The sequence below is a fragment of the Rhizobium bangladeshense genome (assembly GCF_001662075.1).
Taxonomy (GTDB): domain Bacteria; phylum Pseudomonadota; class Alphaproteobacteria; order Rhizobiales; family Rhizobiaceae; genus Rhizobium; species Rhizobium bangladeshense_B.
The window spans coordinates 187,265-199,845 of record NZ_LYPL01000003.1 but is presented as its reverse complement, the minus strand read 5'-3'; the positions used below and the strand labels follow the sequence as shown (position 1 = coordinate 199,845).

Sequence of the window (12,581 nt, the reverse complement as noted above, 5' to 3'; positions counted from 1 at the left end):
AGATGGCACATCCTGTCCAGACACACGGCGAGCCAGATATCAGGTCGGTCGGCCTGCGCGGCGTCGCCGCCGATTTCGCCTCGGACCAGCGCGCCTTCAAGACCGCCTCGTGGGGCAAGGCGATGATGTGGATATTTCTGCTCAGCGACACTTTCGTCTTCGGCTGTTTTCTGCTCGCCTATATGACCGCCCGCATGTCGACGCCCGTCGCCTGGCCCAATCCGAGCGAGGTCTTCGCGCTGCATATTGGCGGCCAGGACGTGCCGCTGATCCTGATCGCGATCATGACCTTCGTGCTGATCTCAAGCAGCGGCACCATGGCGATGGCGGTCAATTTCGGCTATCGCCGCGACCGCGGCAGGACCGCTGTCCTGATGCTGCTGACAGCACTTCTCGGGGCATGTTTCGTCGGCATGCAGGCCTTCGAATGGACCAAGCTGATCACCGAAGGCGTACGCCCCTGGGAGAACCCATGGGGGGCGGCACAATTCGGATCGACCTTCTTCATGATCACAGGCTTTCACGGCACCCACGTCACGATCGGCGTTATCTTCCTGCTGATTATCGCCCGAAAGGTCTGGCGCGGCGATTTCGACGTCGAGCGGCGCGGTTTTTTCACCAGCCGGAAAGGGCGCTACGAGGCCGTCGAGATCATGGGCCTCTACTGGCACTTCGTCGATCTGGTCTGGGTTTTCATCTTCGCTTTCTTCTATCTGTGGTGAGGTCGTCATGAGCGAGACAACGGCGCATGGGCAAAGCCAAACGGTGCATGTACAGGCACATAGCGGGCAGCAGCATCCGATCCGGCTCTATCTCTTCGTCTGGGGCCTGCTCTTCGTGCTCAGCGCCTTTTCCTACATGGTCGATTATCTCGGCATCCAGGGCTATCTCCGGTGGTTTCTCATCCTGGTGTTCATGATGCTGAAGGCCGGGCTGATCGTTGCGGTCTTCATGCACATGGCCTGGGAACGGCTGGCGCTCGTCTACGCTATCCTGCTGCCGCCGGTGCTGGTGCTGGTCTTCGTCGCGCTGATGGTATCGGAATCACAGTATACGATCTTCACCCGGCTCGCCTTCTTCGGCGCGACGCCGTAGAACCGGTCATCGGGGCAGAGCTGCGACATCGGAGACGACTGCCGCGCGCTCAATCCGGACTGCTTCGAACTTTTATCAAAATATGCCGACTCTCGACCGGAGGCCCCTATGGCTGAAATCTTGCTGTTCCATCACGCACAGGGGCTGACGCCTGGAGTGCGGGCCTTCGCCGACGATATCAGGGCTGCCGGCCACATCGTGCACACACCTGACCTGTTCGACGGACGCACGTTCGGAAGCATCGAGGAAGGTCTCGCCCATATCGGCGAGAACGGATTCGACGCCATCAGGGAGCGCGGCGTCCGGGTTGCCGACGAACTGCCTGCCGAACTTGTCTATGCCGGTTTCTCATTCGGCGTGCTGCCAGCGCAGAAGCTGGCGCAGACGCGGCCTGGAGCCCGTGGGGCGCTGCTTTTCTATTCCTGCCTGCCGATTAGCGGCGAATGGGCCTTCGGACCCTGGCCGGATGGTGTCGCGGTGCAGATCCACGGTATGGACAACGATCCGATCTTCGTCGGCGAGGGTGACATCCATGCCGCCCGCGAGATCGTCGCGAAGGTCGCGGACGCGGAGCTTTTTCTCTACCCCGGCGACCAGCACTATTTCGCCGACAGCTCGCTTCCGTCCTATGACGCGGATGCGACCGCGCTCCTCACAGCGCGCGTGCTTTCATTCCTGCAACGCGTCTGATGCCGGCGTTCATGGCTAGCCCGGCCGGCGGCCGCCAATTCGAAAGAATTTCTCCTGAAAACGCGTTCTAAAACGCGATGGAGGTCGCTTCGCGCGAGGATTGTCGGCAATGATGGCCGTCTATCCGTGACCCCGATCCCGCCAGGCCATGCTGTTCATTCCGCTTCCCTTCGTCGTCGCCCTCCTTCTGCTCATCCTCTTCGTCATCGTCCTCAGACGCGACGAGGAGGGGCAACCCAACCGGCCGTTTCTGGTGCTCATCCTGCTGAGCGCGCTGCAATCCATCCTCGCCGGCTTGCGTTGGGGCTATGAGATGCAGGTGGTCGGCGTGATCGCTCCCGTCATCGCGGCGACGGTGCCGCCGCTCGCCTATGCCGGCGTTTCCAGGCTGGTGAGGACGAGCTGGCGGCCGCTTGCAGGACGCCTCGGGCTGCATGCCGTACCCGCCGTCCTCATCCTGGTGCTGGTGGTTTTCTGGCGGGAGGCGATCGACGTTGCGCTGGTGCTGATCTTCGTCGGTTACGCCGTGGCGATCCTGCTGCTGATGCGCCCGGGCGCAGATGCGCTTCGGCTCGCGCCTTTCGAGGGAGTGGTGCCGGCCTATCGGGCCATCATCTTCGCGGCGGCGGCGCTCTGCCTGTCGGCTGCGGTCGATACCTTCGTCTTCTTCGACTTCACCCGGGCGCACGGCGAGCACGCGCTGACCGTGATCAGCGTCGGCAATCTCGCCGCCCTCGTCATTCTCGGCACTGCGGCGGCCGCCGCCAGCCGAAGCCGGGCGCCGGCCGAAACGGCGGAGGCGGCGGCGAGGCCGGAGGCGAGCGAAGACAAGGAGACGATCGCTACCGTGGACGCGCTGATGGAAACAAGGAAGCTCTATCGCGACGCCAATCTCAATCTCGACCGGCTCGCCCGCAAGGCCGGCATCCCCGCGCGTCAGATCTCGGCGGCGATCAACCGGGCGATGGACAAGAACGTCTCGCAATATGTCAATGATTACAGGATCGGCGAGGCCTGCCGCCTGCTTTCGGCCACCAAGAAATCGGTGACCGAAGTGATGTTCGACGTCGGCTTCCAGACGAAGTCCAATTTCAACCGCGAATTCCGCCGGGTGACGGATATGACGCCGCTGGCCTGGCGGCAGAAGAGGGGCGGCGGTTCGTCGGTGATAGACAAGCTGTAGTGCGCAGGCACCCGCCCTTGTGGTTCGAGACGGCCCTGCGGGCCTCCTCACCATGAGGGCTGGTTGTTGTGCGCTGCGGCCAGGCTCTCGGCGGCAGGGCGCCCGCGTTCGCCGTTGAGGTGAGCCGCAACCTCTCTCCGCCCTCATGCTGAGGCGCCCCACAAGGGCCTCGAAGGACGAGGGCGGCCACGACCAAGTACACAATCGCGATCGAGGACGTCCCGGATCGTGTTCGAGGTCGCGATTTCTGCCGGGTCGGCGATGTTGGCCGGCATGAACACGACATCAGAACATGATCGAACCCTTGCCGCCCAGCTGAGATCGCTTTCGATCGAGCCTGAGGCATTCAAGACGGAGCTGCCGGAGCCTCGTATCCGGCGGCGCATGGTCCCTGGCGCAATACTTGTCGTTGCGGCGACGGCATCGTTGGCGGCGGTTGCTCTCTTTGCACCTCAGACGCTGGAGCGTATCGATGCCGCGATTGCGGAGATTTCGGGCGACCACCCTGCGATATCCGCTCATGAGGCGCCGGCCAGGGGCGGCGCCATTGTTGAGGGAGATGATGGGGCGAAGAGTAGGGCCGCGCCGTCCCGTGAGGTTGCCGGCTCCGGCTACGTCGTGGCGCCCGACACCTCTGTCGTTTTTTCCAAATATGAGGGCCGGGTTGTCGCCGTTGAGGTCGAGGCGGGCGACAAGGTCGAGGCGGGGCAGCTGCTGGTGCGGCTCGACGATGCCGGCGCCCGGTTTACGCTCCGGGGTGCGGAGATATCGGAGCGAGCGGCGGCGCTGGCGCTTGATGCGAGGATTATTGAACTCGCGCAGGCGCGGTCATCGCTGACACGTACCGAGCGGCTGGCCGGGCGGGATGCGATGTCGGCGCAAGCCCTGGAGGAGGCGAAGACGGCTTTCGACACGGCCGAGAATGCCGCCCTGCGGGCGCGACAGGATGTAGCCAAGGCAAGGCTCGACATCGACAGGGCGCGCGAGCAGGTCGAGGCGCTGACCGTGAGAGCGCCGATTTCGGGCACTGTGACGCGGCTCGACGCGCATGTCGGCGACACCGTGCTGTCGCGCGAGGACAGCGTGCGGGAGAATGAAAGCCTGCTTGCGATTACCGATACGGCGAAGATGGTCATCGATGCTGATGTGGCCGAAGCCAATATCGCGCTGATGCGGCCGGGCCTGTCAGGCGAGGCGGTGCTCGACGGCTTTCCGGGTCAGCCCTTTGCAGTCGAGGTGGCGAAGATCGCGCCCGTCATATCACGGGAGAAGGGGACGGTGACGCTGCGCCTGTCGCTCACGTCGCCGCCTTCCGGCATGCGGCCTGCGATGGCGGCGCGCATCCGGCTTGGGGTGGGTGAGGGGAGCGCGGGCGCTCATCACCCGCCCCCGTCCTGAGGTGCCCTGCATGGCCTCGAAGGACGAGGGCGGCCTCAGCGATAGCGACAATCCATCACCAAGGAGTAAAGCAATGACCGACAGCCAAGACCCCTTCATCGCGCTCGCCGGCGTCAGAAAGGCGTTCAGGATCGGGACAGAGACGATCCCGATTTTCTCCGGACTCGATCTTTCCATTCCGCGCGGCGACTTCGTTGCCGTCATGGGGCCGTCCGGCTCGGGGAAATCAACGCTGCTGAATATGCTCGGCGGCATCGACAGCCCCGATGCCGGCGAGATCCGGATCGGGCGCAGCCATCTCGAACAGATGGGCGAAGGGGCGAGGGCGGCCTGGCGGGCACACAGCATGGGCATCGTCTTCCAATTCTACAACCTGCTGCCGATGCTGAATGCGGCGGAAAACATCGAGCTGCCGCTGCTTCTGAAGCCGCTCGGGCGCAAGGAGCGGCGGGCCCGCGTCGATAGCGTCATGGAACTCGTCGGGCTTGCCGGCCGGCAGCGGCAGTTTCCCTCCAGCATGTCCGGCGGGCAGCAGCAGCGTGTCGGCATTGCGCGCGCCATCGTCGGCGATCCCGATCTTCTTCTCTGCGACGAGCCGACCGGCGATCTCGATCGAAAATCGGCCAATGATATCCTCGAGATGCTGCGCTTTCTCAATCGCGAGCTTCAGAAGACCATCATCATGGTGACGCATGATCCCGAGGCCGCTTCCTTCGCCCGGCGCACGCTGCATCTCAACAAAGGCGAATTCGTCAACGAGGAAAGGGCAAGCCGATGACCTTCTTCGAGCTCATGCGGCGCAATGCCTGGCGCAAGCGGCTGCGCGCCATCCTGCTGATGTTTTCGGTCGGCGTCGCCTTTCTGATCTACGGGCTGACGGCGAGCTTCGTTGCCGGCAGCCAGGGCGCGGCCGGCGCCAGCGATAATCTACTCGGCGTCTTCAACAAGGCGGGACGAGGCCTGCCCCTGCCGCTTGCCTATATCAATCGCATCGCGGCCGACCCCGATATCGCCGCCGTCGCCTATACCGCGCGCATGCGGGGCTTCGTCGAGGTCGAGAAGAATGTGGTTGTCGTCAGCGCCGTCGAGCCGCAGGCCATTGCGGCGGCCAACGGCGAAGAGCTCGGGCTGACACCGGAGCTGACTGCGGCGCTCGAAGAGCGCGGCGACCGGGTGTTGGTCGGCAGGGCGTTGGCCGAGGCTCAGGGCTGGTCGATCGGCCAGCGCATCGGCTTCACCGGCCAGCTGACCAGGACCGACGGCAGCCGGAACTGGAGCTTCACCATCGCCGGCATCTTCGAGGGCGCCGATGCCGGCACCGACACCTATTTCATGCTTGCTCGCTATGACGCGCTCAATGCCGTGCGTGCGCGCGACAGGGATACGGTCGACGCCTTCGTGGTGCGTCCACGGCCGGGCGTGTCGCCAGGCATACTGGCGGCGCGGATCGACGCTCTGTTCGCCAATTCGGCGGCGCAGACGCGGACGCAATCGGAAAAGCAATTCCTCGAGGCGTTTCTCAGGCAATTCGCCGATGTCGGCCTGATCGTCAGCCTCGTCGTCGGTGCGGCCTTCGTCACCATCCTGATGATCGCGATCAACACCATGCTGTTTGACGTGCGCGAGCGTCGTTTCGAGATCGGCATCATGAAGGTGCTCGGCTTTTCCAGTGGGCGGATCATGGCGCTTGTCGTCGGCGAGACGTTGTTCATCTTCGTTGTCGGCGGCGCAGGCGGGCTCGTTCTCGCCAAGCTCGCGACGCTTTCGATCGGGTCGGAATTCGGCCTCGTCTTCGGCGCGACCCTCCTCATCAAATCTTTCGCCATCATCGCGGGACTCGGCCTGCTGACCGGGCTGCTGCCTGCGGTCAGCGCCATGCGCCTGCCGATCGTCAACGCCTTCAGAACGAGATAAGCCAATGTCATCAGCGCTCAAGCAGATCTTTCTCATGATCAGAGTCAATCTCGGCAGTCTGCCCCGGCGGCTTGCGATCTCGCTGTCGATGGTGCTGTCGGTCGCCCTCGTCGTGGCGGTGCTGGCGGGCTTTCTGGCGATGGCACGCGGCTTCGAGGCCGCGCTTGCCGGCGCCGGCTCGCCTGATATCGCCATCGTTCTCGGCGGCGGCACCAAGCAGGAAACCGGCTCAGAGGTGCCGGCCGAAGCAATCCGCAGCCTTGCCGTCATGGGCGGCGATAGCGGGATTGCTCGCAACCCTGGGATTGCCCGCAACCCTGGGATCGCCCGCGACGGCGCAGGCGAGCCGGCTTTGTCGCGCGAGACCGTCGTCCCCGTCGATCTCAGGCAAGGCGACGGGGACGAGCATACGCTGTCGCTGAGGGGCATGGACGTGACCGGCCCTGCCTTGCGCGAGCGCGGGCGGCTTTCGCAGGGACGGCTGTTTTCGCCGGGTGCGCGCGAGATCGTCGTCGGCGCCCGCATCGCGGACACCTTCCCCGGCTTTGCGGTCGGCGACACGATCCGGCTCGGCGCACTCGACTGGAGGATCGTCGGGCATTTCACGTCAGGCGGCAGCGCCTTCGAATCCGAGATTTGGGCAGATCTGGAAGCGGTGCAGTCGGCTTTCGACCGGCAGGGGCAGGTGCAGAGCCTGCGGGTGCGGCTCGATGACGCAGGCGATCCCGCAACAGCGCTGGCGGCGTTGCGCGATCGCCTGTCGGCCTTGCCCGGCACGCCGCTTACCGCCGTGTCGGAGACCGATTTCTATGCCGGCCAGGCCGAGAGGACCGAGAGCCTCATCCGCTTGTTCGGCTGGCCGATCGCACTGCTGATGGCGATCGGAGCGACGGCGGGGGCCTTGAATACGACGGTGAGTTCGGTCTCCGACCGCAGCGTCGAGATCGCTACGCTGCGCCTCCTTGGTTTTGCCCGCCTGCCGGCCTTCGCCTCCACCTGGGTGGAGGCGGTACTGCTCTCGCTGGCGGGCGCCGGCCTCGGCGTCCTCGCCTCCAGGCTGGCTTTCGATGGCTGGCAGGCAAGCACGATGGGCGTCAACCATACCAAGATGGCTTTCCAGCTCAACGTCAGCGGCGATGTGATCCTCACCGCCGGCCTGCTGGGCCTTGCGATCGGCATCCTCGGCGGCGCCCTGCCGGCGATCGCCGCCACGCGGCTACCGCTGAGTTCGGTATTGCGGGCGAAGGGGTAGAAGACGCCGACGCGGCTACCGAATCACCTTCATCCCGGCTGGGGGCTAATCTAATCGACTCAAGCCGTATGTCATCCGCTCAGCTGCGATTTACTCGCCTCGAATCTATTGTTTTTCCGGCTTAAGTTGTGGCTTTGCGAAGCCTGCTCGGTTGCCCGTGGAATAAGGTCCGCGAATTTGCCCGCTGCCGCATTGACAACATCTTCTCGCCTTCTTGCCGTGGCCGGTTGCCCCCGCCGCATGCGGTCGATCGATCCCGGTCGAGCTCTGCGGCGACATAGCGATCCGATGAACAGGGCAACATGGCGATATGACAATCTACTATGTGAACTCAGCGAATGGCTCCGACCGCAACAGCGGAACGGGCCAGAACTCGGCTTTTGCGACTTTGTCCAAAGTGGAATCCTTGACGCTGAAACCGGGCGATAGCGTGCTGCTCGCCAAGGGAAGCGTCTTCAACGAGCAATTCGATATCAAATATTCCGGCACCGAGAGCGCGCCGATCAAGATCGGCAGTTACGGAGCGGGTGAGGCGCCTGTCATCCATGGGGGCAATGACGGCGTCCACAGTCTTTACGCCTCGAACATCGTCATCGAGAACCTCAAGATATCAAACAGCGGCGGTGCGGCCATCTATGGCGGCAATGTCTCGAATTGGACGGTGCGCAACGTCGAGATCGACAACGCGGGATCGTTGGCCGAAGCAGGTTCGGTGACCTTTCGCAGCAGCAAGAACATCACGATCGAAGACAGCAAGATCTCGGGCGTCAAAGGCGACGGCATCTGGATCGAAAAGGTCGATGGCGTCAAACTCCTCAACAATACGGTGACCAACAGCCATGGCGCCAGGGCCGATGCCGTCCAGGTGAACGACAGCAGCAATATTCTGATCCAGGGCAATCATCTCGATCAGACGCAAGCCGATAGTTCGAAAGGCGTCATAGCGCTGGTGCGAGCCACCAATGCAGTGATCGAGGACAATACGCTGACCGGCGGCGGCTTCGGCATTAGCGCCCCTGCGGGCAAGAATGTCGCTATCCGCGACAATGACATATCGGGCTTTCACGGTTACAGCTGGTCGTTCGCCATCGGTCTCGGCGATCAGGGTAATAGCAGAGATTACGATATAGCAGGCAACCATATCCATGACGGGGCGTGGGGCGTGGTCGTCACCGCTCCCGTCGACGGCACGAGCTATGTCCGCAGCGGTATCAAGGTCCATGACAATGTCTTCGACGACCTCACGCAGTCGGCGCTGAAAGTCGACCGGCCGGCATCCGGCTCTTTTTATAACAATACGATCGAAAGCGGCGTCGACGTCTACAGCATATCGCCTGCCGTCGCCGACGCGCGTACCTTTTCCGTCAGCAACAACCATACAGTCGCCAATGTAGAGACTGCGCTAGCGACCACTGCCACCAGGGCGGCGGCAACGACGGACGCGATGGCTGATCCGGCGGTTGTCGCGGTTCATGACAATTTGAAGATATTCACGGATACGGGCGAGGCGCATCGCGGCAACCTCCTGGAAAACGACAGCTCCGACAATGGAACCCTGGCACTTCGCCGCTTCGGTGACGAAAGCGTCGGCAAGCACGGGCTGACCCTGACCGGCGAATACGGCACCATTCATGTCGACCGGGACGGCAGCTATGCCTATGCCCTCGATGAGACGAAGCTGCCTGCCGATCATGACGGACATGTGAGCGAAACCTTCAGCTACGGGGTCAACGATGGCACCTCGCAGCATAGCGACAGGGATACGTTGACCGTCTTCATCCATATGGATGGTCTGCTGAGCTGAGGAGCGGGCAATGCAGCCCGAATTCTCTCCGACCTGACGCAGGGGCGCCCTGGAAGGGCGCCTCGAAGGATTTACGGTCCCCAGCCGCCGCCGCTGGTCGGCCGCTGAGCGCTCGTTGATATATTGTCCCACTCGCGTAACGTAAATTTTTAGACGGTGCGTTACCGTTCGTTCACCTTCTGGTCACTGTTTTCTGGATTATTTTCTTAAAAGTTGTATCTTGAGGATGCGCCACCGCCAGGCGTATCTCGGGAGCGAGGCAGGCCCATGGCCTGTCGCCGCCGTAACGGCAATCGAACGCCATCCTGGATGGCTTCAGCCCCCGACCGCATCCGATCCACTCGTTGCAGCCGTTTGAGACGACTGAGCGACAATGCGAGAACAAGGCGATATGACAATTTATTATGTGAATTCAGTGACGGGCGCGAACACGAACGCCGGAACCAGTGAGGACGCGCCCTTTGCGTCGTTCTCGGCGGTGGAAAGCCTGAAGCTACAGCCTGGCGACAGTGTCCTGCTTGCGGCCGGAAGCGTGTTCAACGATCAGCTCGACCTGAAATATTCCGGCACTGTCGATGCCCCGATCACCATCGGCAGCTACGGCGTCGGCGATGCCCCCGTCATCCATAGCCCCAACGACGGCATTCACAGCCTCTATGCGTCAAACATCGTCATCGAGAACATCACTATCTCCGACACATCGGGCGCGGCTATCTATGCCGGTTATGTCTCAAATTGGACCGTGCGCAACGTCGAGGTCGACCACACCGGATTGTCCAAATCCGGTTCGATCACCTTCCGGACCGGCTCGAACATCACCATCGAAAACAGCACCATCAATGACGTCAACGGCGACGGCATCTGGATTGAGAAGATCAACGGCGTCACTCTCCTCAACAATACTGTCACCAACGCCCACGGCACCGCGGCGGATGCCGTCCAACTAAACGACAGCAAGAACATCGTCATCAGCGGCAATACTTTTGATCAGACGGGGGCGGTGACGCCAAAGGGCGTGCTGACGCTGGTGCGGCCCGTGGATGCGGTGATCGAGGGAAATACGATTATCGGCGGCGGCTTCGGGATCAGCGCGCAGGCCGGCACCAATGTCGCCATCCATGACAATGATATCTCCGGCTATGGCGGCTACAGCTGGTCTTACGCCGTCGGCCTGGGTGACCAGGGCGACACCCGCAACTACGATATTTCCGGCAATTATATCCATGACGGCGTCTGGGGTGTGTCGGTCAGCGCAGCCGGCACGACGACCTATGTTCGTGAGGGCATCGATATTTACGGCAATCTTTTCGATGACCTGACGCAGGCGGCGCTGAAGGTCGACCGACCGGCATCCGGATCCTTCCACGATAATTTCATTGCGAGCGACGTCACGCCTTACAACATATCCCCCTCGATCATTGCCGCAGGCACCTTCCCCGTCAGCGACAACACGACCATCGAAGAAGATGGCGTCACGTTAGCAAGCGCCGACAGTCTGGTCGCCACGGATGCCAGCATCAGCCTGGTGTCGGATACCGGGCTCACATCCCCTGACGGCCTGAAACTTAGCTTCGACAAAACCGCACCAGACAAGGCCAGCGCCCATCACGACGCTCCTGTCGGTGAAAACGGCGTGTCGGATGGGACCTTGCTGCTGCGTCATTTCGGCACGGCTGCCTTGGAAAAGCACGGGCTGACCCTTGGCAATGGCGATCACGGTCTGACGATCGAAGCTGCCGATCTCGTTGGCCCGGAAAACGGCAACGGAATTTCCCACCATGAGAGCGCACCTCAGCCATTGCATCATCCACCAGCGGACGGGCCGATCGTCTCCATCCTCCAAGACGACCTGCTGCACTGAGGGCAGCCGGGCGATCGCCGCTACGACTAGAACAGGATGATTTTAGGCCCGGTTGGCGTAAAATCTGAATCCTGTTCTCCAATTAAAGAGTTAGAGCATGATGTCGTCCGAAAATGGCTCACACCTTTCGGCATCATGCTCTAGGTGCCGTGGCAGCAGGGCACTCAGCGGTCGCCGAGCAGCGTTCGCAAGACGTCGGCTTCGATTTCCGTGCAAATGATCTCGTATTCAGCGACGATCGCAGGATCGGCCGATCCATCCTTACGCATGCGGTCGAGGACGGAGCAGGCTTCGCCATAGGCCCCGCACAATTCGTAGAGATGGGACTGGCTCGCCGCGGCGGCTCTGATCGTCGCTCGCGTGGCCGGCAATCTCATCATCAGCCGAGCCAGCCCCTGTTCGGCGGCATGCCTGGCGATCGGGGCGATGCCTTCCTTTCTGATCATGCCGTCATCCCTCGCTGCCTGAATCAAGTGAGGTGCTGCTGTCGAGAGGTAGTACGCAGAAATCCTGCATCTGGTTTCATGGCCATGCAGGAAAGTTCTCACTCCTGTCGGCTCAGGAGGAAAGGCCGATCGTAATCGTGGCGGAAAGCACGCCGCCGTCGAGCTTTTCGAAATCGAATATGTGATCGACGGCGTCCTGAGGGATGAGGCCGTCCTCGTCGTTGCGCGTATCGCGGGGAGGGCGTTGGCGATAGTCGGGATGCCCGCCATAGACGATGTCGCTCAGCGCATCGTCGAAATAGATCTGGCTGACGAGAAGTTCCCTGTCTTCGACAAGGATGCGGCAGTGAACATGCGGCGTGCGGCCTTTGTACCATCCGGGATAGACCGTCAGAAAGCTTGCCTGCCCGGCCGGATCCGTCAACTGGCGGCCGCGAAAGGCAAGCCCGCTGATCGCCTCGGCATCGTCGAGTGTACACATGTCAGCCGCTTCCCGGCCGGAGTAGATGCCGCGGTGATCGGTATGCCAGATTTCGATATCGGCGTTTTCAACCGGTCGGCAATCACGTGCGTGGACGATGCGGACGGCCAGGCGCAAGGGCAGCCCAGCCTTTCCTTCAGTGACGTCCTGACGGGCCGGGATATCGTTGACATGGCAGGGGCCAAGGGTCTGGGCGACAGTCGCGACGCAATTCGGGCTCGTCCGAAAGAGCGGCGCGGGCAGCTTTGCCAATGCGACGGACCGTGTGCCGCCGCTGAGGAAATCAGTGCCCTTCCAGTCGAATGTCCCGGCGGCCACGACGATATGTCGCCGCGGCCAGAATGCCGCCGCAGCGACCGATGATGCGACAATGGTCCCCCCGCCAAGCATAAGAGTCCGCCTCTTCATCTGTCCTCCTTTGCCGCAGAAGAGCGTGTAAAGCGAATGGACCGCGATT

General features: G+C 62.3%; 12 protein-coding genes. 10 read left to right on the top strand and 2 right to left on the bottom strand.

The genetic code is table 11. From position 1 onward, the window contains the following. Nucleotides 1-2: 2 nt before the first annotated feature. From A7X77_RS08540 to A7X77_RS08495, 10 genes are all read left to right on the top strand, one after another. Entirely contained in the window at nucleotides 3-722 is a 720-nt protein-coding gene (locus A7X77_RS08540) for a heme-copper oxidase subunit III family protein (protein WP_064682522.1), read from the top strand. A 7-nt stretch (nucleotides 723-729) separates the two neighbouring features. Then, nucleotides 730-1,095, top strand: coding sequence for a cytochrome C oxidase subunit IV family protein (locus A7X77_RS08535; RefSeq protein WP_039620571.1), 366 nt, complete (start codon nucleotides 730-732; stop codon nucleotides 1,093-1,095). Nucleotides 1,096-1,203: 108 nt separating this feature from the next. Beyond that, nucleotides 1,204-1,785: a dienelactone hydrolase family protein gene (locus A7X77_RS08530; RefSeq protein WP_064682521.1), complete on the top strand. Its 582-nt coding sequence runs from the start codon at nucleotides 1,204-1,206 to the stop codon at nucleotides 1,783-1,785. Between the two features lie 148 nt (nucleotides 1,786-1,933). Continuing rightward, nucleotides 1,934-2,968: a helix-turn-helix domain-containing protein gene (locus A7X77_RS08525; RefSeq protein ID WP_064682520.1), complete on the top strand. Its 1,035-nt coding sequence runs from the start codon at nucleotides 1,934-1,936 to the stop codon at nucleotides 2,966-2,968. A 228-nt stretch (nucleotides 2,969-3,196) separates the two neighbouring features. Next, nucleotides 3,197-4,366 (top strand): efflux RND transporter periplasmic adaptor subunit, encoded by a 1,170-nt coding sequence (locus A7X77_RS08520; RefSeq protein WP_064682519.1) that lies wholly within the window; start codon nucleotides 3,197-3,199, stop codon nucleotides 4,364-4,366. Between the two features lie 73 nt (nucleotides 4,367-4,439). Then, complete coding sequence (locus A7X77_RS08515) at nucleotides 4,440-5,144, top strand: ABC transporter ATP-binding protein (protein WP_064682518.1); 705 nt, start codon at nucleotides 4,440-4,442, stop codon at nucleotides 5,142-5,144. Continuing rightward, a complete protein-coding gene (locus tag A7X77_RS08510; protein ID WP_064682517.1) occupies nucleotides 5,141-6,280 on the top strand; it encodes an ABC transporter permease in 1,140 nt (379 codons plus the stop codon). Before A7X77_RS08515 ends, A7X77_RS08510 begins: the two co-directional genes overlap by 4 nt. A 4-nt stretch (nucleotides 6,281-6,284) precedes the next feature. After that, the gene (locus A7X77_RS08505) at nucleotides 6,285-7,532 is read left to right on the top strand and encodes an ABC transporter permease (RefSeq protein ID WP_064682516.1); all 1,248 of its coding nucleotides are present in this window, start codon (nucleotides 6,285-6,287) and stop codon (nucleotides 7,530-7,532) included. A 310-nt stretch (nucleotides 7,533-7,842) separates the two neighbouring features. Further along, a complete protein-coding gene (locus A7X77_RS08500; protein WP_064682515.1) occupies nucleotides 7,843-9,336 on the top strand; it encodes a right-handed parallel beta-helix repeat-containing protein in 1,494 nt (497 codons plus the stop codon). A 391-nt stretch (nucleotides 9,337-9,727) separates the two neighbouring features. After that, nucleotides 9,728-11,197, top strand: coding sequence for a right-handed parallel beta-helix repeat-containing protein (locus tag A7X77_RS08495; RefSeq protein WP_197486812.1), 1,470 nt, complete (start codon nucleotides 9,728-9,730; stop codon nucleotides 11,195-11,197). A gap of 164 nt (nucleotides 11,198-11,361) precedes the next feature. On the opposite strand, the gene A7X77_RS08490 is transcribed toward A7X77_RS08495, so the two are convergent. Together A7X77_RS08490 and A7X77_RS08485 are read right to left on the bottom strand one after the other, a co-directional pair. Continuing rightward, nucleotides 11,362-11,643 (bottom strand): hypothetical protein, encoded by a 282-nt coding sequence (locus A7X77_RS08490; RefSeq protein ID WP_064682513.1) that lies wholly within the window; start codon nucleotides 11,641-11,643, stop codon nucleotides 11,362-11,364. A gap of 112 nt (nucleotides 11,644-11,755) precedes the next feature. Further along, complete coding sequence (locus A7X77_RS08485) at nucleotides 11,756-12,532, bottom strand: protocatechuate 3,4-dioxygenase (RefSeq protein WP_064682512.1); 777 nt, start codon at nucleotides 12,530-12,532, stop codon at nucleotides 11,756-11,758. Nucleotides 12,533-12,581 lie beyond the last annotated feature (49 nt).